Origin of the sequence: Nioella sp. MMSF_3534 (assembly GCF_030732985.1) — a bacterium.
Classification (GTDB): Bacteria; Pseudomonadota; Alphaproteobacteria; order Rhodobacterales; family Rhodobacteraceae; genus Nioella.
Map to the genome: position 1 here is coordinate 49,230 of NZ_JASHJX010000016.1, position 22,801 is coordinate 72,030.

Sequence of the window (22,801 nt, forward strand, 5' to 3'; positions counted from 1 at the left end):
TCACAGATCCGAGCGGATCCACTCCGCGAACCGTTCCAGCGGCGCGCGCATGGGCCGGTCATTGGGCCAGACGAGGTAGTAGCTGCCGATTGAGGCCACCGGCCCGCCATAGGCCACGATCAGACGCCCCCGCGCGATCTCGGCCTCGGCAAGAAATGTGGGCAGCAGGGCAACGCCCATCTCCAGCGCCGCGGCCTGTGCGATGGTGGTGAACTGATCGAAGAGCATGCCGCGCGGGGCGCTGACATCGACGCCTTGATGGCGAAACCAATCCTCCCATGCGCTCGCTCGGGTATCGAGATGCAGCAGCGGCAGGTCCAGCAGCGCCTCGGGGCGGTCCAGCGGTTGCGGCACCAGCCCCGGCGCGCAGACCGGCAACACCTCCTCGCCCGCGATCTTCAGATAGGACACACCGGGCCAGTCCTGAGCGCCGAAATGCACCGCCGCGTCAAAGGGTTCGCGGGCGAAGTCGAAGGGTTTCAGCCGGGTGGACAGGTTCAGCGACACTTCGGGATGGGCGAGGCTGAAGCGCCGCAGACGGGGCGCCAGCCAATGGATGCCGAACGCGGGCAGGATCGACAGATCAAGACTGCCGCCATCGGGGTTGGCCTTCAACCGCAGCGAGGCGCGCGACAGCGCCGTCAGGCTTTCCCTCAGCGTCTGACAATAATCCACCGCAGCAGGCGTCAGCCGCAGCCCGCCCCGCCCCGGCTGCACCAGCGTGACGCCCAACTGATCCTCCAGCACCTTGATCTGACGGCTGACCGCACTGTGTGTCAGCGACAGCTCCTCCGCCGCAGCCGTGGCGCTGCCAAGACGATCCACCGCTTCAAGCGCGAGCATGGAGGGAAGAGAGGGCAGGAAGCGGCGCGAGGCAATCATGTGAGTTTTTCTCCAACTATTCGGAGAATTCATCATTGGCGTCGCCGTGTAAATACGCATACTTCAGACGGGAATGTGACAGCCCCGCTGCGATCTCCTTCAACAAAATCGCACGGAACAAGCCAGCAGAGGCCCCCATGGACCGCGCCGAAATCGTCCACAGCAATTTCCTGACCCGCGTGCCTGCCCGCGAGTTCCCGCCGGGCAACGCGCCGGTTCCGTGCCTGCCCGCCCCGTTGGCGGTGTCGCTCTTCCGCGCGCAATGCCTCAGCCGCGCGCTCGACCGGGAAAGCCGCGCGATGCAGAAGGCGGGGCAAGGCTATTACACCATCGGGTCCTCGGGGCACGAGGGCATGGCCGCCGTCGCCGCCGCCCTGCGCCCCACGGACCCGGCTTTCCTGCATTACCGCGACGCGGCCTTCCAGATCGCCCGCAGCGCGCAGGTGCCGGGGCAAAATATCACCTGGGATATGCTGCTGTCTTTCGCCTGTTCCTCGGAAGACCCGATTTCGGGCGGGCGGCACAAGGTGCTTGGCAGCCGTGACCTGATGATACCGCCCCAGACCTCCACCATCGCCAGCCACCTGCCCAAGGCGGTCGGCGCGGCGTTTTCCATCGGTCTCGCCCGGCGGCACCCGCCCGAACATAAGCTTTACGAAGATGACGCCATCGTCATGTGCAGCTTCGGCGATGCCTCTGCCAACCATTCCACCGCCCAAGGCGCCATCAACACGGCGGGCTGGACCTCGGTTCAATCCACGCCCCTGCCGCTGCTTTTCGTATGTGAGGACAACGGCATCGGCATCTCGGTCAAGACGCCGAAAGGCTGGATCGAGGCCAGCATGCGCCACCGCCCCGGCATCCGGTATTTCAGCGCCGACGGGCTTGATATCTACGACACCTACAAGGTCGCGCAGGAAGCCGCCGACTACGTCCGCACCCGCCGTAAGCCCGCCTTCCTGCACATCCGCACCGTCCGGCTGTACGGCCACGCGGGCGCGGATGTGGCGCTCAGCTACCTATCGAAAGAAGAGGTCGAGGCGGGCGAAGCGAACGATCCGCTGCTCCATTCTGCCCGCCTGCTGGACACCTCGGGCGCCCTGCCCGCCGAAGACGCGCTGGCGATCTATGAGGAGACCAACGACCGCGTGACCCGCGTGGCGAAGGAGGCCGTGACCCGCCCCCGCCTGCAGGACGCGGCGGGTGTGATGGCGAGCCTCATCCCCCCGAAACGCGACTGCGCGCCCACGAACGGCCCCTCGGCAGAGGCGCGCGCGGCTGCCTTCGGCGTGGACATGAAGGCGATGGACAGCCCGCAACCGCTGTCGAAAATCCTCAACCTCGCGCTCACCGATCTGATGCTGCAACACGGCGAAATCGTCCTGATGGGCGAGGATGTGGGCCGCAAGGGCGGTGTCTATGGCGTCACGCAGAAGCTGCAAGCGCGCTACGGCCCCGACCGGGTGATCGACACGCTGCTGGATGAGCAATCCATCCTCGGCAATGCCATCGGCATGGCCGGAAATGGCTTTGTGCCCATCCCCGAAATCCAGTTCCTCGCCTATCTGCACAACGCCGAGGATCAGCTGCGGGGCGAAGCCGCCACCTTGCCCTTCTTCTCCAACGGCCAGTTCACCAACCCGATGGTGGTGCGGATCGCCGGGCTTGGCTACCAGAAGGGCTTTGGCGGGCATTTCCACAATGACAACTCTCTCGCTGTCCTGCGCGATATTCCGGGGCTGATCCTCGCCTGCCCCTCCACCGGCGAAGACGCGGCCATGATGCTGCGCGAATGCGTGCGGCTGGCGCGGGAGGAACAGCGTGTCGTCGTCTTTGTGGAACCCATTGCGCTCTACCCCATGCGCGACCTGCACGAGGCGGGCGATGGCGGCTGGATGACGCGCTATCCCGCCCCCGACCGGCGCATTCCGCTTGGTGAGATCGGCCAGCAGGGCGACGGGCAAGATCTGGCGATCATCACCTACGGCAACGGGCATTACCTGTCCCGGCAGGCGCAAGCGCGGCTGGAGGCGGACGGGATCAGAACCCGCGTCATCGACCTGCGTTGGCTGGCGCCCCTGCCGGTCGAGGCAATGATCGAGGCCGTGCGTGGCTGCGCCCATGTGCTGGTGGTCGATGAATGCCGCTTCACCGGCGGGCAGGCCGAGGCGCTGATGGCGCATCTGCACGAGGCCGGGATCGCCAGTTTCGCGCGGGTGACCGCCGAGGACAGCTTCATCGCCACCGGCCCCGCCTATGGCGCGACCCTGCCCTCGGCGGAGGGCATCTACACGGCGGCGAAGACCCTGACGGGAGGCATGGCATGACACGCAAGGCGGTTCTGATCTGCCCCGGACGGGGCACCTACAACGCGGCCGAACTGGGGTATCTGGGGCGTCACCACGGGGCGCGCTCAGACCTTGTCGCGCGCTTCGATGCAATCCGCGCCGAGACGGGACGGGAAACCGTTTCCGCGCTGGACGGCGCGGAGCGGTTCAGCGTCTCGAAATACTCGCGCGGCGACGTGGCCTCTCCCCTCATCTGCGCCTGTTCTCTGGCCGACGCGGCGGCGCTGGCCGAGGATATCGAGGTCGTCGCCGTCACCGGCAATTCCATGGGCTGGTATCTGGCACTGGCCGCAGGCGGCGCGCTGACGCCGGAGGACGGCTTTCGCGTCGTCGACACCATGGGCAGCCTGATGCAGGAACACCTTATCGGCGGGCAACTGGTCTATCCGTGGATGGGGGACGACTGGCGGTCAGATGTGGCGCGCAAGGCGGCGCTGCTGGAGATCGTGGCAGGGATCAACGCCCGTGCGGAGCAGACCCTGCACCTCTCCATCGACCTCGGCGGCATGTTGGTTCTGGCGGGCGATGAGGCCGGTCTGAAGGCGTTTGAAACAGCCGTTCCCCCGGTCGGCGGCCGCTTCCCCATGCGGCTGGCCAACCACGCGGCATTCCACACCGCGTTGCAGGCCCCCGTGGCCGAAAAGGGCCGCGCCGCGCTCCCCGCCACCCTCTTCGGGCAGCCGCAAAAGCCCCTCATCGACGGGCGCGGGTCCATCTGGTGGCCGGGGGCCACGGAAACGGACGCGCTCTGGCGCTACACCTTCGACACGCAGGTGTGTGAGACCTACGATTTCACCGCCGCCATCCGCACGGCAGCCCGCGAATTCGCCCCCGACCTCTTCATCGTGACCGGCCCCGGCGCGACGCTTGGTGGGGCCGTGGCGCAGTCGCTGGTGCTGGCCCAGTGGAAGGGCATGGATGACAAGGCGGGGTTCGAGGCCGTACAGGCCCGCGAAAGCCTCCTCGTCTCCATGGGCCGCGAGGACCAACGCGGGCAGGTCACATAAGGAAAGAGGCCTGGCACCCGGCCCCACCACAGATCACGCCGCGTAGATCACCGGGAAGCGTCCGCCCCGGAAGGGATCGCCCTTCGCAAGGCTCGCGTCATGCAGCCATTCCGTGACCTCGTCGCGCGGGTCATAGGTGGCGCCCTCCACCGCGAAACGGATGGCATACCCCCGCCGCCGATGGGTCGAGGTGCGGTTGCCCATGGCCGAATGCACGCTCATCCCGTCAAAGGCCAGCGCATCGCCCGGCGCCATCTGCGGGAAGTGGAAGATATCGTAGCTCGCCCGCTCCGCCTCGAAATCCGGCATGTCGATATAGTCGGGGTTCCCAACCTCCAGGTAATGCGAAAACGCGCCAAGCTGATCGGTCTTGAAGGGCCGGTACTTGGCCCCCCAGGCGTGCGACCCGCGCACAAACTCCAGCGCGCCATTATCCGCGTCCACATCATCGAGCGCGATCCACATGGTCATGATCGGGCCCTGAACAGGCCAGTAAGGCTGATCCGTGTGCCAGCCTGTCTGGGTCTTCGTTCCCGGCTCCTTCACGAAAATCTGGTCGTAGATCAGCGACGTCCACGGGCTGCCCGCCACCTCGGCCACACGCTTGCCGATATCCGAGTGCAGGCAGTAATCCTGAAACGTGCCGGGCCGCTCGCGCATGTTCTTGTAGGCGAAATAGCGCTCGCCCTTCTGCACTTCGAGGTCAATCGCCGCGCGCAGTTTCTCGATCCACTCGGGCGAAACCGCGTTGCGCAGCAGCACGACACCGTCGCGCCTGTAGTCCTCCTGCACCTTGGGCAGGTCTGGGGTAAGGGTCATCTGGAAAGCTCCGATCATCCGGGCTGCCATCGCGGCAGCCATGTCATCTGGGGCGAGGCCCCGGTTTTTGGCGGATCATCAGAGAGCGGGGGAGGAGCGGATATTGATGATGAAACAGGGCCAGCAGGACCGCGCCGACCACTTCCCGGTCAGCCTGTCGCGGAACTGTCGGACCCTCTCCAGCATCGCTTTTACCTTTCACTGCCCCTCACGCTGACAGGCTTTGCGCGACCTGCCAAGGGGAAATGGTTGTTCGGGGGGGCTTGGGGATGATTGTTGTGGGCTTGAGGTGGGCTCTGAAGTGCGAAGTGACCCTTTTTACTGAAGCCCATAACGACCACTTTTCACAACAGATTTGATGCCGTATATGCACTATTCATGGCAAACCGAGATGATTTTAGAGCGTCCACAATAAGAAAAATTGCGCAGCGCGCGGGTTACCGTTGTTCAAATCCGACTTGTTTGCGCCCGACCATTGGACCGGATGGAGCTGATGATAGCGCCAGCATCGGAGTTGCCGCGCACATTAGTGCCGCTGCGGAGGGCGGACCAAGGTATGATCCCACATTGGCTCCTGAGGAAAGAGCCGATGCTGAAAATGGAATTTGGCTATGTCAGACATGTAGCCGATTGGTGGACGTAGATGTCACCAGTCATTCTATTGAAGTGCTTAGGGAATGGAAAACACAAGCTGAGACGCGCGCGTTTCTTGGCATTCGTGGACTCTCAATTGAAGTGCCTGATAGAAGATTTCATAAGCTCGAAGGTATGATGCCAAGGCTTATAGCGGAGATGCGGGACGACATTGCACAGCACCCATTTGTCAGAGAGTTCATTGTCATGTCTAAGAAGTGGTCCTACAATGGTGACCCCGAGAATTTGATTTTCTCATACTTTTTTGAAGATCATGATAACTTGAAGCCGATGCTGAAAGTGATGCGAAATCATGGCGCGATCATTGAGACTACGTACAACAATGTTGATCGCTTTGAGTTTACCGAGGAATTTGCTGAATACCTTCAGTTGCCTGTATAGATATTTCGCTCGCTTTTGAAAATCTACCTGATTTTCATGCGCGATGCTTTGCGCTTCCTAGTAGTTGATTATTTCTAAGCCACAAAAGGTCAGCAAGATTGAATCAAGGCAGCCATCGGGCTCCGGCCAAAACATCCTTCCCCTACACCCCGACCTGCCAAGCGGCTGGCCCCTCGCTATCGAGGGGCCGTGTCCCGTCACAAAATCCCCGGCAGATCCAACCCATGCTCCCGTGCGCAGTCGAGGGCGATGTCGTAGCCCGCATCGGCGTGGCGCATCACCCCCGTGGCCGGGTCGTTCCACAGGACGCGTTCCAGCCGCCGGTCGGCGTCCTCGGACCCGTCGCAGCAGATCACCATGCCCGAATGCTGGCTGAACCCCATGCCGACGCCGCCGCCGTGGTGCAGGCTGACCCAGGTGGCCCCTGAGGCCGTGTTCAGCAGCGCGTTCAGGAGCGGCCAGTCGGATACGGCATCCGAGCCGTCCTTCATCGCCTCGGTTTCCCGGTTGGGCGAGGCGACCGATCCGCTGTCCAGATGGTCCCGCCCGATCACCACGGGCGCTTTCAGCTCTCCGTTCCGCACCATCTCGTTGAAGGCGAGCCCCAGCTTGTGGCGCACGCCAAGCCCGACCCAACAGATCCGCGCGGGCAGGCCCTGGAAGGCGATCCGCTCTTTCGCCATGTCGAGCCAGTTGTGCAGGTGCGGGTCGTCGACCAGTTCCTTCACCTTGGCGTCGGTCTTGTAGATATCCTCCGGGTCGCCAGACAGGGCACACCAGCGGAACGGCCCGATCCCCCGGCAGAACAAGGGCCGGATATAGGCGGGCACGAAACCGGGGAAGGCGAAGGCGTTTTCCAGCCCCTCCTCCAGCGCGACCTGCCGGATGTTGTTGCCGTAATCGAGCGTCGGGACGCCCGCATTCCAGAAATCGACCATCGCCGCCACATGCACCTTCATGCTGGCCCGCGCCGCGCGTTCCACCGCTTTGGGGTCGCTGTCCTGCTTGTCGCGCCATTCGGCTACGGTCCAGCCCTGCGGCAGGTAGCCGTGGATAGGATCGTGGGCGCTGGTCTGGTCGGTCACGATATCGGGATGGACCCCGCGCTTGACCAGTTCCGGGAAGGCATCGGCGGCATTGCCGATCAGCCCCACGGATTTCGCCTCGCCCGCCCTGGTCCAGCTCTCGATCATGGCGAGCGCATCGTCCAGCGAATGAGTGATCTCGTCCACATAGCGGGTGCGCTTGCGGAACTCGGCGCGGGTCTCGTCGCATTCCACGGCCAGACAGCAGGCCCCTGCCATGACGGCGGCCAAGGGCTGTGCGCCGCCCATGCCGCCAAGCCCGCCGGTCAGGATCCAGCGGCCTTTCAGGTCGCCGCCATAGTGCTGGCGGCCCGCTTCCATGAAGGTCTCGTACGTGCCCTGAACGATGCCCTGCGAGCCGATATAGATCCACGATCCGGCGGTCATCTGGCCGTACATGGCGAGCCCGCGCTTATCGAGCTCGTTGAAATGGTCCCATGTCGCCCAATGCGGCACGAGGTTCGAATTCGCGATCAGAACCCGCGGCGCGTCCTTGTGGGTGCGGAAAACGCCAACGGGCTTGCCCGACTGCACCAGCAGGGTCTGGTCGTCTTCCAGATCCTTCAGGCTGGCAACGATCGTGTCGAAATCGTTCCATGTGCGCGCCGCGCGCCCGATGCCGCCGTAAACCACCAGCTCATGCGGGTTTTCGGCCACGTCGGGGTGCAGGTTGTTCATCAGCATCCGCATCGGTGCCTCAGTGAGCCAGCTTTTCGCGGTGATATCGGTGCCCGTGGCGGGGAAGACATCGCGGATATTATGGCGGGGATCGGTCATGGGTCAGCCCTTCAGCTTGGGGGCCAGATCGGCCAGAGTTGTCAGGATTTGGCCCAGATGCGGGCGCAGGCGGTCGGCCTTCTCGGGCGCATAGGCCCAACCGGCGGTCTCGTCGGTCAGATGGGTGGATTGCGCCAGTTCCATCTGGACGGCGTGGAAGCCTTCGGCGGGGCGGCCATAGTGGCGCGTGGTCCAGCCGCCCTTGAAGCGGCCGTTCAGGACATGGGTGTAGCCGGTCGCGCCTTCACAGATGCCCAGAACCGCGGCCTCGATCTCGGGCGCGCAGGTGGTGCCCAGATTGGTGCCGATGTTGAAATCCGGCAGCAAGCCGTCGAAAAGATGCGGGATCACCGACCGGATCGAGTGGCAGTCATAGAGGATCGCGACGCCATGCACGGCGCGCACCCGCTCCATCTCCGCCTGCAAGGCGGCGTGGTAGGGGGAGTGGAAGGCGGCCCTTCGGGCCGCAACCTCGGCGTCGCGCGGCGGATCGGCCCAGATCGGCGCGCCGTCGAAATCCGTGAGCGGCACCAACCCAGTAGTGTTCTGCCCCGGATATAGGCTCGCGCCGGAGGGATCGCGGTTCGCATCCACCACGTAGCGGTGGAATGTGGCGCGCACGGTGGTGACACCGGGCAAAAGCCCGTCATAGAGCCGTTCGATATGCCAATCGGTATCCGACAACTCCCGCCCCCGCGCGTTCAGGCGCGCATGAATGTCGTCAGGCACGAAGGTGCCGGTATGGGGCAGGCCCAGAATAACGGGGCCATCGCCCTGTTGAACCTCAACCGGGGTCACGACGCGCCCTCCAGTTCCGGCAGGTCCAGCCCGTCGCACAGCGCGCCAGAGGCGACCAGATCGCCCGCTGCTTCCAGGTCCGGTGCCAGGTAGCGGTCCTCCTTGATCGTGGGCACCCGCGCGCGCAGCCGCGCCAGGACGCCTTGCAGGGCTTTGCTCGTCTGCAAGGGCGCGCGGAATTCCACGCCTTGGGCCGCGCACATCGCTTCGACGCCCAGAATCCGCGACAGGTTCGCGTTCATCCGCTGAAGCCTGCGCGCGCCATGGGCGGCCATGCTGACATGGTCCTCCTGATTGGCGCTTGTCGGGGTGGAGTCCGTCGAACACGGATTGGCCAGATGCTTGTTTTCGCTCATCAAGGCCGCCGTCGTGACCTCGGCGATCATGAGGCCGGAGTTCAGCCCCGGCGCGGGCGTCAGGAAGGGCGGCAGGTCGAAGGACAGCGTCGGATCGACCATCAGCGCCACGCGGCGCTGCGCGATGGCCCCGATTTCAGAGAGCGCAATGGCGATCATGTCGGCGGCGAACCCCACAGGCTCCGCATGGAAATTTCCGCCCGAGACGATGCGCCCCTCGCCAAGCAGCACCAGCGGGTTGTCCGTCACCGCATTGGCCTCGATCCGCAGCGTGCCAGCGGCCATGCGCAGCATGTCGAGCGCCGCCCCCGTCACCTGCGGCTGGCAGCGGATGCAGTAGGGATCCTGCACGCGGCTGTCGCCTTCACGGTGGCTTTCGCGGATTTCCGAGCCCTCCATCAGCGCCCGCATCGCCCCGGCCACCTCGATCTGGCCGGGCTGACCGCGCAGGCTGTGAATCTCGGGCAAAAGGGGCGCGGTGGAGCCCATGATCGCATCGGTGGAGAGCGACGAGACCGTGATTGCCGCGCGCAGGTTGGCCCAGGCCGTGAAGAGCCCGACCAAAGCGCAAGCGGTGGAAAACTGGGTGCCGTTGATCAGCGCGAGCCCCTCTTTCGGGCCGAACGTGACCGGTTCCAGCCCCGCGCGGGCCAGCGCCTCGCCCCCCGGCAGGGTCTGGCCGTCGAAGACCGCCTCGCCCTCGCCCATCATCGCCAGCGCCATATGGGCCAGCGGCGCAAGGTCGCCCGAAGCCCCGACCGAGCCCTGTTCGGGGATGACCGGGGTGACGCCCTTGGCAAGCATCCCCTCGATGAGCCGCACCGTGGCAGGCGCCACGCCCGACGCGCCGCGGCCCAAGGATAGCAGCTTCAGCGCCATCATCAGCCGCGCGGTATCCTCCTCCAGCGGTTTGCCGACGCCACAGGCATGGCTGCGGATGAGGTTTCTTTGCAGCGCCGCCGTGTCCTTGGCCGCGATCTTGATCGAGGCAAGCTTGCCGAAGCCGGTATTGATCCCGTAAACCGGGTCTTCTCCGGCGGCAGCCTTCTGCACCTCGGTATGGGCGGCCTCGATGCCCGGATAGGCATCCGGATCGAGCGCCGGTATCGCCCCGCGCCACACCGCCTCCAGCTGTCTCAGCGTCGCCGCGCCCGGGGTCAGGATCATGCCACGACCTCCCCGCCGGTCCAGCGTTCGTGAAGCGGATTGAACCCGAAGCGATAGGCCAGTTCTGCCGGTTGCCTGACGTCCCAGACCGCCAGATCCGCGCGCTTGCCCGCCGCGATCTGCCCGCAATCAGAAAGCCCAAGCGCCTTTGCCGCGTTCACCGTTACGCCCCGCAGCGCCTCTTCCGGGGTCAGGCGGAACAGGGTACAGCCCATATTCACCGCCAGCAGCAGCGAGAACATCGGCGACGATCCGGGGTTCGCGTCGGTCGCCAGCGCCATCGGCACACCATGGGCGCGGAAAGCATCGACTGGAGGCATCTGCGTTTCGTGCAGCGTGTAGAAGGCCCCGGGCAGAAGGACGGCGACGGTGCCCGCCTCGGCCATCGCCCGCGCGTCGGCCTCGGTCGCGTATTCCACGTGATCCGACGACAGCCCGCCATAGCGCGCAACCAATTGCGTGCCACCCAGATGGGAGAGCTGTTCCGCATGAAGCTTCACTGGCAGACCAAGCGCCTTGGCCACCTCGAACACCCGTTCGATCTGCGCGGGCGTGAAGGCGATCCCTTCGCAGAAGCCATCGACCGCATCGACCAGCCCCTCCGCATGGGCCTGATGCAGCGCGGGGATGCAGACCTCGTCGATAAAGGCGTCCGGCTCGGCCCCCGGCGGCACCGCGTGGGCGGCGAGGAAGCTTGTCACGATTTTAACCGGGCGGTGCAGTTCCAACGCCCGCGCCGCGCGCAGCATGTTGAGTTCAGCCTCGATGGTCAGGCCGTAGCCCGATTTCACTTCGACGACGCTTACACCCTCTTTCAAAAGCGCATCCAGACGCGGCAGGGCCAGCGCGACCAGTTCCTCAACACTCGCCGCGCGGGTGGCCGTCACGGTCGACAGGATGCCGCCACCTTCACGCGCGATCTGCTCATAGCTCGCCCCCTGCAGGCGCAGTTCAAACTCCCGCGCGCGGTCGCCTGCGTGAACCAGATGGGTGTGGCAGTCGATCAGCGCCGGCGTGATCAGCCGGCCGCCCATGTCGCGCGTCTCGGCCTGCGGCGCGTCCGACCGAGACCCGACCCAGGCCACCCGGTCGCCCTCCAGCAGCACCGCCCCGTCGGGGATCAGCCCGTAGGGCGCGCCCTCGCCCATCGTGGCCACCGTCGCGTTCACCAGAAGCATGATCGACTCATTTCGCTTGATTAATCCCTGCCAGACAGCATTATGTATGCACATATTCGAGTCAAGCAGGGATTTGACCATGGAACATGTCTGGGCCGAAACCGCGCTGACCCCCGATGGCTGGCAGCAGAACGTGCTGGTCACGCTGGACGCGGGCCGCATCGCCAGCGTCACGCCCGATGCCGCGCCGCAGGGCACGCGGGTGGGGTGCCTTCTGCCCGCCCCGGCCAATGCCCATTCCCACGCCTTCCAGCGCGCCATGGCCGGGCTGACCGAGCGCCGCGGCCCCGACCCGCGCGATACGTTCTGGACCTGGCGGCAGCTGATGTTCCGTTTCCTGGACCAGATCACACCCGAGCAGGTGCAGGCCATCGCCGCCTTCGTGCAAATGGAGATGCTGGAGGCGGGCTATGCCACCAACGTGGAATTCCACTACCTGCATCACCAGCCCGGCGGCGTCCCCTATGCGCGGCTCTCGGAACTCAGCGACCGGATCGCGGCGGCGGCGGATCTCTCGGGCATCGGGCTCACGCTGCTGCCAGTCTTCTACCAGACCGGCGGGCTGGACGGGCGAGGGCTGACCTCGGGCCAGCAACGGTTCGGCAACGACGCGGAGCGCTTTGCCCGGTTGGCCGAGGAGGCCAGAGCGCGCATCGCGACTGGCCCCGCCGACCGGGGTTTCGGGATCGCGCCCCATTCGCTGCGCGCCGCTCCCCCAGAAGGCATCCGGCAGGTCACACAACTCGCCCCCGACGGGCCGATCCACATGCATCTGGCGGAACAGAAAGCCGAGGTGGAGGAGGTACTGGCCGCGACCGGCAAACGCCCCGTCGAATGGGTGCTTGATACGCTCGACCCAGACCACCGCTGGCATTTCATCCACTGCACCCAGATGGACCCGCATGAAACCGAGGGGCTGGCCCGGTCCGGCGCAACCGCCGTCCTTTGCCCGCTGACCGAAGCGAGCCTTGGGGACGGCATTTTCGACGGCATCCGCTGGATGGATGCGGGCGGGCGCATTGCCATTGGCTCCGACAGCAATATCCGCATCAGCCTGGCCGAGGAGCTGCGCCAGCTCGACACCAGCCAGCGCCTGCGTGATCATTCCCGCGCCGCGCTGGCAACGCCCGCGTCTTCAACCGGGCGCAGGCTGTTCGACGCGATCAACACGGGTGGGGCGGCAGCTGCAGGGCGGCAAACGGGCGCGCTTGCTGCTGGCAACTGGGCCGATATGCTGGCGCTTGACATGACCCACCCGGACCTTGAGGGAATGACCGGCGACACCATCCTCGACAGCTACATCTTCGCAGGAGATGACCGTATGGTGCGCGACGTCTGGTCCGCGGGTCGCCACATGGTGCACGAGGGCCGCCATATCCACCGCGATACCATCGAAACCGCCTACCGGGTGGCGGTCAGAACCCTTCGGGCCGCGACATGAGCGACACCAATACTTGGCAAGGTGTGCAGGACGAGGTGCGACGCCGCATCCGCGCCCGCCAGTGGAAACCCGGCGACCTGATCCCGAACGAGGCCGATCTGGCCACCGAATTCGGCTGTGCGAGGACCACGGTGAACCGGGCGCTTCGGGAACTGGCCGGGGCCGGTCTGGTGGAACGCCGCCGCAAATCCGGCACGCGCGTGGCGCTGCACCCGGTCGGCAAGGCGGTCATCGAGATCCCCGTCATCCGGCAGGAGATCGAAGCAGGCGGCCAGCGTTATGGTTATGCGCTACTGACCCACGGCACCGCCCGCCCGCCCGCGCGCGTGGCCTATGCGCTCGGGCTTGGCGACGCTGCCCGCACCCTGCATCTCTCCGCCATTCACCTGGCTGACGGTGCCCCCTATGTTCTGGAAGATCGCTGGATCAACCTTGCCGCCGTGCCTCAGGCGGAACACCATGATTTCAGCCGCAAAAGCGCCAATGAATGGCTGCTGGAAACGGTTCCGGTCGCACGCGGGGAACTGGCGATCTCGGCACAGCCCTGCGGCCCGGACGAGGCCCGCGCGCTGGATGTCACCGAAGGCACGCCGCTTCTGACACTGGAACGCAGCACATGGGGCCTTGACGCGCCGGTGACATTTGTCAGGCTCTGGCACATGCCCGGTCACCGGATCGTGTCGCCTATTGCCGGTTGAGCGTCGGATTGCGGGTTTGACCTGGGCCCGCGCGCCGGACATGCTGCGCCGGGGTGGGAGGAACGCGCGATGAGCGGTCACGCAACAGACACGGACATAAAAGAGGCTGCCCTGCGCCCGCCGGAACAGGTGATGCGGCTGGCGCGTCTTGGGTCGTTGCACCAATGCAGGCTCAGCTTCATGCGTCAACTGACCCGCAGGCTGGCCCGCGAAGACTGGCAGTTCACGCGAAGGGCATTCGAGGTGGATGACAATGGCGTGGGCCATGCCGTCTACACCGCCACCGGGCCGGAGCGGAGCTATTCCCTGATCGCCTTTGCCCATGACCTGCCCGACCACCTGCGGTCCGACCGGGTGATTGCCGAAGCCTGGGACGCGACATTCACGCTGTTTGACGGGGTGCCGGACCGCGCCGATATCGCCCGGCTGTCCCGAAATGTGCCGGTGCAGGAAGCAGGTCGCATAAGTGAAAGCGAGTTGTCGCTTTCCCGAGCCAATCGGTCAGTACGTCTGTGGACACATGTGGTGGATCGACTGTCCCAAGGCCTGCAACCCGACCCGCAGACGATTGCGGAAGTGGGCTATCTGATGCGCACCACGGCCGTTTATGGCTCCGGCAAATTCGGCGCGGCGGATCGCGACGTGATTGCCGACCGCCCCGAAATGGCCGCCCCCTTTCAGGCGGAAATGCTGTCGGTCTACCTGACCCGCTGGTTCGTGCGGGACATGGTGGAGCATATGGCGCGGGTGCAGGGCGGCGAGAGCGCGGTGTCGCTGGACCCCCTCCTTGCGCGCCGCCTCGGGATCGGCAATTCCACCGGCCTCGGCATGGCGCCGTTCCTCGTCAATCACCCGATGCTGCTGAACAACTGGATACTGGTGCGGGAAACGGCGCTGGCGCGGGTCCGCGCCCTGCCCTCCGCCACGACCGATGACAAGGCACTGTTCCGTGACCTTCTAGGCCGCAGCGTCACCGCGATTGAAACCTGGCGAACCGAACATCCGATTCAACTGGCGAGACTTGCGGACCTTCGGGCCGATCTGTCACGCCTGCTGTCGCATGTCGCGGACGGGCTCGACGCCGATCATCCATGGGACAAGCTCCATGCATGGGCCGAAGGCAATCTGTCCTTTGAGGGGCAGGAATTTCTGGTCTCGCTGATGCTGGAACCCTATGGCGACATCATCGACGGTCTCGGCCCCTGCATGGCTGCCGTGGAACAGGCCGGGTTCCGTCTTGATGGGTCCATGCCCCTGCACCGGGTCAAGGCCCTGATCGAACAGCAGTTTCCCTGGGCCGTGGAAACGGACTGGACCGCCCCGGAGGCCACCGCGCGGGCCTGGTATGTGTCGGAGGAGAAACTGGAACCCCGCCTTGGCGAGCGTCATGAGGAGCCCATCGAGCCTTATGAGCAACCGCTCGCACCGGGGCGGGACGCGGCGATGCTCTATTCGACGCTTGCGGACTGGCCAGACGATACACCGCTGGCCACATTCCTTCTGAAGCGTCCCGAACATCGCCACAGCGCCCGTCGTGTCCAGATCGCCGCCAAGGCCCCCTTTGGAGAGATCCGCGACAACACCATCGGGGCAGATATGCTGCCCATCGACATGCTGCGCGCCAAGCTGTCCTTCTTCGGCGCGACCAGCTTCGACCCCCGGTCCGACCGCTGGATCCGCATCACCATGTTCGCGGGCGCCCCTTACCCGCCCGAGCTGACCGAGGACAACGCGGATTTCTGGGTGTATCCAGAGTCAGACATATGAGCCTGTCCCTTAACGAAACCGAGAGCCTCGCCAAGACGGCGGCAAGGGGCGCAGGCCTGTGCTGGGGCATGGCCGAAGAGGCCGCGAAGGCGACCCGGTGGCTCTGTGCACGCGGGATTGACGCCGGTGATCCGCTGGTGGCGCTGCTTTTCCGCCATGATGAGGAAGGGCACGCGCAGACCGGGCCAGAGCGGCTGGATGGCAACTGGCACGGGGCTGAGGGCTGGCTTTGCCCGGTTGCCTGCGGGGCTGTGCTGTCCGATCTCGGGCCGGCTGCCCCGATGCCGCTGACCCTGACGCGCGTGGCCCTGCCGGTCTTCCTGTTGCCCTTCGCAGCGGCGCTTGCGAAAGACCTGGGCCAATCGGTAACCCTGTCCTGGGACGGCGGCCATGCGGTTACCGATGGCGATGCCGTATCGCTGGACACCCCGCCGCCCATGTCGGACGTGACCCTGACGCTCGGCGGTCCGATCCCGGCCCGGTCCCCCCACAAGACACGCGCCGAGTCCGACCAGATGATCCTGGTCTCGCTCGGCATCTACGCCGCCCGCACCCGCGCGCCCGCGACCGAGGCCTCGCGCCTTGCCGGGGCCGGGGCGGGCCTGACAGACAATGATTGAGGAGAGAGAGATGTCAGACACCCGCACCATGACCCTGGACGAGATCGAGGATCTCTCATTCCGTGCCCTTGTGGCTGCAGGCACCAGCCCCGGGAATGCCCGCCCGCTGGCCATCGCCACCGCCGCAACCGAGGCCGATGGGGTGGCGAGCCATGGCCTCGCCTATATCCCGATCTACGCGGAACATGTGCAATGCGGTAAGGTGGACGGGCAGGCCAAGCCGGTCATGGATATCCCCCGCCCCGGCGTGATCACGGTGGATGCCGCCACCGGATTTGCCCATTCCGCAATCGACATGGGGTTTAATGAACTGATCCCGCTGGCCCGCGAACAGGGCATTGCGGCGCTGGCGATCCGCAACAGCTATAATTGCGGGGTTCTGGGCTATCATACGACCCGGCTGGCCGAGGCCGGGCTGGTTGGTCTGGGCTTCACCAACGCGCCCGCGTCGATTGCGCCCTCGGGCGGGTCGAAACCGGTTGTCGGGACAAACCCGTTCTCGCTTGCGGTGCCCGGAACGGATGGCCAGCCCGCCATCATGATCGACCAGTCGGCCAGCACCATCGCGAAAAGCGAGGTGATGAAACACGCGCGCGAGGGCAAACCGATCCCGGAAGGATGGGCATTGGATGCAGAGGGCAACCCGACCACTGACCCCGAGGTCGGGCTGAAAGGGTCGATGGCACCGTCGGGCGGCTACAAGGGGGTTGGCGTGGCGCTGCTGGTGGAAACCATGGCGGCGGCGCTGGCGGGCGCGACGCTTGGCAAGGATGCCTCGCCCTTTTCCGGAACGGCAGGTGGGCCACCCAAAACCGGACAGTTCTTCATTGCCATCGACCCCGGAGCGACATCTGGCGGCGGCTTTGCAGATCGCGTCTCGGCGCTCACCGATGCCATCCACGCGCAGGATGGCGCCCGCCTGCCCGGGGATGGACGCAAATCCAAAAGGATCAAGGCGGCGGCAGAGGGTGTTGCGGTCAGCACGGCGACATTGGCGCGGATTGAAGCTCTGTTGGGATGACACCTAAGCTGGAAAACTCTTCCAGAAGAGTTTTCCAGCCTCAGTTCTGGCAGAATTTTCCGGAAAATTCTGCTTTGCGGCCTGCGAAGGATTTTCTGGAAAATCCTTCTTGGCGGTCAGCCTACGGGAAAGATCACATTGGTCTGACCGGTGCCGGAACTGGGGAAATATTCCGTGACCACTTCGCAGGGCCTGTCATAGCTGTCCCAGCCAAGCGCCCCGTAAAGCATCGCCGTGTCATGCATGGACCCTTCCCCGCAGCAGAATTGCGCATAGTCCGACAGCATCTTCAGGAAGGTTGCGTGATCGCCCCGCTGCCACATGTCCAGCACATGCAGATCCATCTGCCGGTTGAACTCGGAGCTGATGGTAAAGGTGCCGTTATTGGCGGCATAGTCTTTGTTCGCCCAGATCTTATGGCTGAGCGACCCTGACGCGACCAGCAACACCCTGCTGTCGGACGCTTCCACCGCTGCGCGAATGGCCTCGCCCACAACACGGCTTTCCTGATGGTCGTGCACCGTGCACCAGGCCGCAACCGAAACCACTTTCATCTCGTGTTCCCGGCTCATGAAACGCATCGGCACAAGCGTGCCGTATTCCAGTTCCAGGCTGTCGAGGTGATGGGCCAGTGTATGGACGCCACGCGCCGTGGCCTCCGCCGCAATCGCATCGCCAAGCGCAGGGTTGCCGTCATAGCCATAGGGCAGGTTCTGGATGAACTGCGGAAACTCGTTCGAAGTGAAGAGCCCCTCGAACCGGCTGTTGGCATTGATGTGGAACCCGGCGTTTATCACCCAATGGGTGTCGCAGATCACCACCGTGTCTGCCCCCAGCGCCTTTGCACGGCGGGCAATCTCTCGGTGCCCGTCGATGGCCGCCTGCCGTTTGCCCTGGATCGGCCCCTCCTGCTCGGACATGAGCATGGTGGGCACATGGGTCATCTTGGCGGCGAGAACGATCTCTCCCATCTCTTTCCTCCTCGTCGTTATGGGCGCGCGATTCCTGACGATGATTAGGCGCCGAGGCGCGGGATACTGTGCTGGCCGGTGGCAAGGCCGATGTGCTTTTGTTCCATGTAGAATTCGAAGCTCCAGTCGCCGCCGTCGCGCCCGATGCCGGAGGCTTTTACCCCGCCGAACGGGGTCGGCAGGTGGCGCACGTTTTCCGAGTTCACCCAGATCATCCCCGCCTCCAGCCTGTCGGTAAAACGCAATGCGCGGGTCAGGTCGTTGGTCCAGACATAGCCCGTCAGTCCATAGGGAATGTCATTGGCGATCTGCAGCGCCTCGTCCTCGTCCGCGAACCGGATCGCGGTCAGCACGGGGCCGAAGATTTCCTCCTGCGCGATGGCCATGGCGTTCGTGGCTCCGGTGAAGAGTGTCGGCTGCACGAACCAGCCGGTGTCGCCCTCCCGCGCGCCGCCAGCCGCGATCTCCGCGCCCTCGGCGCGGGCCTTGTCGAAATAGGAACAGACCTTGTCGAAATGGGTTTTGTGGATAAGCGGCCCCACTTCGGTGGCGGGATCGAGCGGGTTGCCAACTCGGATGTTTCTCACCCGCGCGGCCAGCTTTTCAAGGAAGCCATCGGCCACGCTGTCCTGGATCAGCAGCCGCGAGGACGAGGTGCAGCGTTCGCCATTCAGTGAATAGATCATGAAGATCGCCGCATCGAGCGCCCGGTCCAGATCGGCATCCTCGAAGACCACGACCGGGTTCTTGCCCCCCAGTTCGAAATGGACGCGCTTGAGCGTGTCGGCCCCCTGTTTCATGATCATGGAGCCGGTTTTGGACTCTCCCACGAAAGCAATCGCCTTGATGTCGGGATGTTCGGTCAGGGCCTTTCCGGCATCTTCCCCGAACCCGTTCACAAGGTTCCAGACGCCGGATGGAAGGCCCGCCTCTTCGGCAATTTCCATCAGGATGCGCGCGGTCACGGGGCTGAATTCCGCGGGCTTGTGCACCACGGTGCAGCCCGCCGCCAGCGCCGGCGCGATCTTCCAGGTGGACAGCATGAAGGGCGTGTTCCACGGGGTGATCACCCCCACGGGGCCAATGGGCACGCGGGTGGTGATGTTCATCAGCGTGGGCGAGGGCAGCGCCTGCCCGTCGCGGGCCGAGGGCGCGCGGTCGGCGAAGAAGCGGAAGTTCTCGGCGCCGCGAAGGGCCGCCTTCGACATGAAGCGATAGGCCTGCCCCGTGTCCCAGCATTCGCAAAGCGCGATTTCCTCGGCCCGTGCGACGATGCCGTCGGCGATCCGGTGCAGGATGGCCTTGCGCTCGGATGCGGGAATGTCGCGCCAGGCGGGAAAGGCCGTCTTGGCGGCGCGTGCCGCCGCGTCCACATCCTCCGCCCCAGACCGCGCCACGCGGCAGATGAAGCTTTCGTCCACCGGCGAGTGGTTGTCGAATGTCGCGCCCGAGACGGCAGGCCGCGCTTCGCCCCCGATCTGGTTCAGAACGCCCGTGTCGCGGAACCGGGCAAGGTAGCCGTCCAGCTTGGCCTGGTGGGTGGCAAGATCGGTCATGACAGCTCCTTCGGCAGATGGTCGCGGATCGTGCCCGTCTTGGGGCTGAGATCGGGGTCGATGTCGCGCATCTCGAAGGAAAGCGCGATGGAATGCCGTGCCATGGCCGGGGCAAGGAAGGCCTCGGCGGCGGCGAAGATATGGGCGCTGGCGGCGCGCTTTGCCTCATCGGAACGGCCGCCGCGCAGGCGCAGGCTGATGTCGACATAGCCGTGCTGCGGATCGCCATTTGCGATGCTGACATGGGTGGCGCGGATGGCGCGCACGCGGATACCGGGCATCGGCAGGATACCGGTGTCGATGGCGGCCTGCCGCAGCACGTCACAGAGCGCGGCCATGTCGGCGCGGTCTTCCATGTTGGGCGAATAGTCGACGGTGATATGTGGCACTTCGGCCTCCCGCTATTTACTTGCTTTGTTAAGCAAATGCATGAAGGGAGTCAAGCCTGATCTTTTGCGCTCCCTCTGATCCGGGCGGGAAGCGGTTTCGAAACCGCTTTTTCAAGGGCCTTCGAAGGCCCTTCCCCCGCCAGGATCAAACCGTGCATCCCGTCAGGCCAGGCCGCGCGCCCGCCAATCATCGAAGATCTCAAGCGCCCTTGCCGCAAAGGCCGCATCGTTGATATGGGCATCGACCTCTTCCGGCCGCACATTGGCCGGGCAGCTTGCGCGCATCTCCTCGCAGAAGGCCGCGAGGCCGTCGGGGTTGTGCAGGTCTGCGCCGGGCCGGTCCCATTCGCCGCATCCGCCAAGCGGCAACAGCAGCACGGTTTCGCCCCTGGCCTCCGCCAGTGCCCGGCCATGGGCGCGGGCGACCGCGCGCACCCCCTCCGCGTCCAGCACCACCGAAGTGATCAGCCGGTTATGGGCATGGCTCGGCAGCTCGGCCCATTTCTCGGGGATGCCGCGCCATCCGGCCAGATCCACCAGGTCATAGCAGCCCGTTGAGACCAGCTGCGGAATGCCCGCCTTGCCCGCATTCGTCAGCCGGTCGGCCCCCGCCGTCACGTCCGAGCCATGGGTGTGGTTGCCCAGCTCCTGCGTGCAGAAGTCGAAAACGGCAGCAAAGGCCCCCTGCGCGGCCAGCGATTCAAACGCCCGCCCGCCCATGCCGGTGGCATGAAACACGGCGACCTCATAGCCGCGCGCCTCCAGTTCCGGCTTCAGGTAGACCATGTATTTCAGCGCCGATTTGCCAAGGCTGGTCATGCCAATGAGCGGCTTCGACCTGTCCGGCGCCTCCACCGCCCGTGCGGCCCCCAGAACCGCGCCCGCCGCCTGGCTGAGCGAGGATTTGCAGACCGAATTCAGCCCGTAAAGCCCCCCGGCCCAAAGGATCATCTGGATATCGGCAGGCAGGCGCTCCGCCGGGATGAGGGTGGAGAAAGCCACGGTCGAGACGATGTATTTCGGCACCCCAAGCGGCAGCGCGCTGCACAGGTCAAGGGCCAGGTCCGTGCCCATGGAGCCGCCCAACACCACCACCCCGTCGAACCGCCCCTCGGCCCAGGCCCGCGCCGCCAGCGCCGCCGAGCCGCGCGCCATGATCTGCATCGCGGTATTCTCGTCACCCGAGGCAATGGCCGCTTCGATGCTTGACCCGCCCGCCTTGGCCACGTCATGCTTGGAGATGTCCGTGGGCTGCGAGGGATCGCCCAGAACCGAGACATCCATGGTCAGCACCCCGCCCCCCTGCGCGCGGATGCGCTCGGCCATGTAGAGCAGCTCGTCGTCCTTGGTGTCGTAGGTGCCCACCACCAGAATGGTCTTGTCCGCCATCTTTCCCCCGCTCAAAGCTGGATCCACGCCGTTTTCAGGTTCTCATATTTCGCCAGCGCGTGCAGCGACTTGTCGCTTCCATTGCCGGATTGGCCCACGCCGCCCAAGGGCACGGTCAGGTCCGACCCGCCATAGGTGTTCACATGCACCACGCCCGCGCGGATGGCCCGGATCATCCGGTGCGCGCGGGACAGATCGCGCGTCCAGACGCCGGAGGAGAGGCCATAGTCGGTGCCGTTTGCCAGCCGCACGGCCTCGCCTTCCGTCCTGAAGGGCGTCACCGCCAGAACCGGACCGAAGACCTCGTTCTGCGAAAGCCGCGTGTCGGGCGCGACCCCCGCCATGACCGTGGGGGCCATGTAGGTGCCGCCGGTATCCTCAAGAATACGCCCGCCGCCGGTCAGCCGTTTCGCGCCCTCCGCCTCGGCCTCTGATACAAAGCGCAGGTTCTGCGCCAGTTGCCGTTCCGAATGCACCGCGCCGATCTGGGTGTCCAGCGACAGGGGATCGCCCACCCGGAACGCCTCCGCCGCCGAGACCAGCGCCGCGACGAAGTCGTCATGGATACTCTCCTCCACCAGCAGGCGCGAGGCCGCCACACAGACCTGCCCCGCATTGCGGAAGATGCCCGCCGCAGAGACCTTGGCTGCCGTGGCCAGATCCCGCGCATCGGCAAAGACCACATTGGGCGACTTGCCCCCAAGCTCCAGATCGCAGCGCTTGAGATTGGACCGCGCGGCATAGTCCAGAAGCCGCCGCCCCGTCGCGCCCGAGCCTGTGAAGGCCAGCACGTCAACGCCCATGGAGAGGCCAAGCGCCTCGCCCACCACCGGGCCCTCGCCCGTCACCATGTTCAGCACGCCGGGCGGCAGCCCCGCCTCCAGCGCCAGCGCCGCGATGCGCAGAAGGGTAAGCGAGGCCGTTTCCGCCGGCTTCAGCACCACGGAATTGCCCGCCGCCAGGGCAGGCGCCAGCTTCCACGCCCCGATCATCAGCGGGAAGTTCCACGGCACGATGGCACCGACCACGCCCACCGGTTCGCGGTGCACGAGGCCAAGCACGTTCTCAGCCGTCGGCGCGATCTCGCCATACTGCTTGTCGACGGCCTCGGCGTAATATCGGATCGTGGCCGCCGCCGAACCGGCCTCGGCCTTGTAGGCCATGGAAATCTCGGTCCCGTTCTCTCGCACGCCCATCACCGCCAGCGCCAGCGCCTCGGCCTCGATCAGCGCGGCCCATTTCAGCAGGACCTTCTTGCGCGCGGCAGGGGGCTGGCGCGACCAGCGCCCGTCCTCGAACGCCTCGCGCGCGACCGCCACGGCCCGCGCCACATCCGCGCCCGTGCCTTTTGCCAGCGTCGTCAGCACCGTCCCGTCGATGGGCGAGGTCGTCTCCATCTCGCCCCCGTCCGAGGCGGGCACCACCTGCCCCCCGATCAAATGCCCCTGCGCGGGAACCGGCTGCGCCCGCAGCGCGTCGATGCTGGCCTGATCCATG

19 protein-coding genes are annotated in these 22,801 nt (G+C 65.5%); 8 read left to right on the forward strand and 11 right to left on the reverse strand.

The window, feature by feature from the left end:
• Entirely contained in the window at nucleotides 1-882 is an 882-nt protein-coding gene (locus RBB16_RS08755) for a LysR family transcriptional regulator (protein WP_306045800.1), read from the reverse strand.
• A 137-nt stretch (nucleotides 883-1,019) separates the two neighbouring features.
• Here RBB16_RS08755 and RBB16_RS08760 point away from each other — a divergent pair, with 137 nt between their 5' ends.
• Both RBB16_RS08760 and RBB16_RS08765 read left to right on the forward strand, forming a co-directional pair.
• Nucleotides 1,020-3,209 carry an alpha-ketoacid dehydrogenase subunit alpha/beta gene (locus RBB16_RS08760; RefSeq protein WP_306045801.1) on the forward strand — a complete coding sequence of 730 codons (2,190 nt, stop codon included), beginning with the start codon at nucleotides 1,020-1,022 and terminating at the stop codon, nucleotides 3,207-3,209.
• Nucleotides 3,206-4,237, forward strand: coding sequence for an ACP S-malonyltransferase (locus RBB16_RS08765; protein WP_306045802.1), 1,032 nt, complete (start codon nucleotides 3,206-3,208; stop codon nucleotides 4,235-4,237). Before RBB16_RS08760 ends, RBB16_RS08765 begins: the two co-directional genes overlap by 4 nt.
• 33 nt (nucleotides 4,238-4,270) lie before the next feature.
• On the opposite strand, the gene RBB16_RS08770 is transcribed toward RBB16_RS08765, so the two are convergent.
• Nucleotides 4,271-5,056 (reverse strand): phytanoyl-CoA dioxygenase family protein, encoded by a 786-nt coding sequence (locus tag RBB16_RS08770; protein WP_306045803.1) that lies wholly within the window; start codon nucleotides 5,054-5,056, stop codon nucleotides 4,271-4,273.
• A 378-nt stretch (nucleotides 5,057-5,434) separates the two neighbouring features.
• On the opposite strand from RBB16_RS08770, the gene RBB16_RS08775 reads away from it, so the two are divergent.
• Nucleotides 5,435-6,091 carry a hypothetical protein gene (locus RBB16_RS08775; protein WP_306045804.1) on the forward strand — a complete coding sequence of 219 codons (657 nt, stop codon included), beginning with the start codon at nucleotides 5,435-5,437 and terminating at the stop codon, nucleotides 6,089-6,091.
• A 197-nt stretch (nucleotides 6,092-6,288) separates the two neighbouring features.
• Here RBB16_RS08775 and hutU read toward each other — a convergent pair whose 3' ends face one another.
• From hutU to hutI, 4 genes are read right to left on the reverse strand one after another with little or no spacing between them, the layout of a single operon-like run.
• Nucleotides 6,289-7,953 carry a urocanate hydratase gene (hutU, locus tag RBB16_RS08780; RefSeq protein ID WP_306045805.1) on the reverse strand — a complete coding sequence of 555 codons (1,665 nt, stop codon included), beginning with the start codon at nucleotides 7,951-7,953 and terminating at the stop codon, nucleotides 6,289-6,291.
• A 3-nt stretch (nucleotides 7,954-7,956) separates the two neighbouring features.
• Nucleotides 7,957-8,751: an N-formylglutamate deformylase gene (hutG, locus tag RBB16_RS08785; protein ID WP_306045806.1), complete on the reverse strand. Its 795-nt coding sequence runs from the start codon at nucleotides 8,749-8,751 to the stop codon at nucleotides 7,957-7,959.
• The gene (gene hutH / locus RBB16_RS08790; protein WP_306045807.1) at nucleotides 8,748-10,274 is read right to left on the reverse strand and encodes a histidine ammonia-lyase; all 1,527 of its coding nucleotides are present in this window, start codon (nucleotides 10,272-10,274) and stop codon (nucleotides 8,748-8,750) included. Before hutH ends, hutG begins: the two co-directional genes overlap by 4 nt.
• Entirely contained in the window at nucleotides 10,271-11,452 is a 1,182-nt protein-coding gene (gene hutI, locus RBB16_RS08795; protein WP_306045808.1) for an imidazolonepropionase, read from the reverse strand. Before hutI ends, hutH begins: the two co-directional genes overlap by 4 nt.
• Nucleotides 11,453-11,531: 79 nt before the next feature.
• Here hutI and RBB16_RS08800 point away from each other — a divergent pair, with 79 nt between their 5' ends.
• The 5 genes from RBB16_RS08800 (at nucleotide 11,532) to RBB16_RS08820 (ending at nucleotide 16,999) form a co-directional block, all read left to right on the forward strand.
• Nucleotides 11,532-12,893: a formimidoylglutamate deiminase gene (locus tag RBB16_RS08800; protein WP_306045809.1), complete on the forward strand. Its 1,362-nt coding sequence runs from the start codon at nucleotides 11,532-11,534 to the stop codon at nucleotides 12,891-12,893.
• Nucleotides 12,890-13,591, forward strand: a complete 702-nt coding sequence (locus tag RBB16_RS08805) for a GntR family transcriptional regulator (RefSeq protein ID WP_306045810.1) — start codon at nucleotides 12,890-12,892, stop codon at nucleotides 13,589-13,591. Before RBB16_RS08800 ends, RBB16_RS08805 begins: the two co-directional genes overlap by 4 nt.
• 69 nt (nucleotides 13,592-13,660) lie before the next feature.
• Nucleotides 13,661-15,358, forward strand: coding sequence for a hypothetical protein (locus RBB16_RS08810; RefSeq protein WP_306045811.1), 1,698 nt, complete (start codon nucleotides 13,661-13,663; stop codon nucleotides 15,356-15,358).
• Nucleotides 15,355-15,978: a DUF3726 domain-containing protein gene (locus tag RBB16_RS08815; protein ID WP_306045812.1), complete on the forward strand. Its 624-nt coding sequence runs from the start codon at nucleotides 15,355-15,357 to the stop codon at nucleotides 15,976-15,978. Before RBB16_RS08810 ends, RBB16_RS08815 begins: the two co-directional genes overlap by 4 nt.
• Nucleotides 15,979-15,988: 10 nt before the next feature.
• Nucleotides 15,989-16,999 carry an Ldh family oxidoreductase gene (locus RBB16_RS08820; RefSeq protein ID WP_306045813.1) on the forward strand — a complete coding sequence of 337 codons (1,011 nt, stop codon included), beginning with the start codon at nucleotides 15,989-15,991 and terminating at the stop codon, nucleotides 16,997-16,999.
• Nucleotides 17,000-17,115: 116 nt separating this feature from the next.
• Here the strand turns inward: RBB16_RS08820 and hpaD are convergent, their stop codons facing one another.
• The 5 genes from hpaD to RBB16_RS08845 form a co-directional block, all read right to left on the reverse strand.
• On the reverse strand, nucleotides 17,116-17,970 hold the full coding sequence (gene hpaD / locus RBB16_RS08825; RefSeq protein WP_306045814.1) for a 3,4-dihydroxyphenylacetate 2,3-dioxygenase: 855 nt from the start codon (nucleotides 17,968-17,970) through the stop codon (nucleotides 17,116-17,118).
• A gap of 44 nt (nucleotides 17,971-18,014) precedes the next feature.
• Nucleotides 18,015-19,526, reverse strand: coding sequence for a 5-carboxymethyl-2-hydroxymuconate semialdehyde dehydrogenase (hpaE, locus tag RBB16_RS08830; RefSeq protein ID WP_306045815.1), 1,512 nt, complete (start codon nucleotides 19,524-19,526; stop codon nucleotides 18,015-18,017).
• Nucleotides 19,523-19,915: a 5-carboxymethyl-2-hydroxymuconate isomerase gene (locus RBB16_RS08835; protein WP_306045816.1), complete on the reverse strand. Its 393-nt coding sequence runs from the start codon at nucleotides 19,913-19,915 to the stop codon at nucleotides 19,523-19,525. The genes hpaE and RBB16_RS08835 overlap by 4 nt, the downstream gene beginning before the upstream one ends.
• A 162-nt stretch (nucleotides 19,916-20,077) precedes the next feature.
• The gene (locus RBB16_RS08840) at nucleotides 20,078-21,304 is read right to left on the reverse strand and encodes a Tm-1-like ATP-binding domain-containing protein (protein WP_306045817.1); all 1,227 of its coding nucleotides are present in this window, start codon (nucleotides 21,302-21,304) and stop codon (nucleotides 20,078-20,080) included.
• 11 nt (nucleotides 21,305-21,315) lie between these two features.
• The gene (locus RBB16_RS08845; protein WP_306045818.1) at nucleotides 21,316-22,800 is read right to left on the reverse strand and encodes an aldehyde dehydrogenase family protein; all 1,485 of its coding nucleotides are present in this window, start codon (nucleotides 22,798-22,800) and stop codon (nucleotides 21,316-21,318) included.
• Nucleotide 22,801 lies beyond the last annotated feature (1 nt).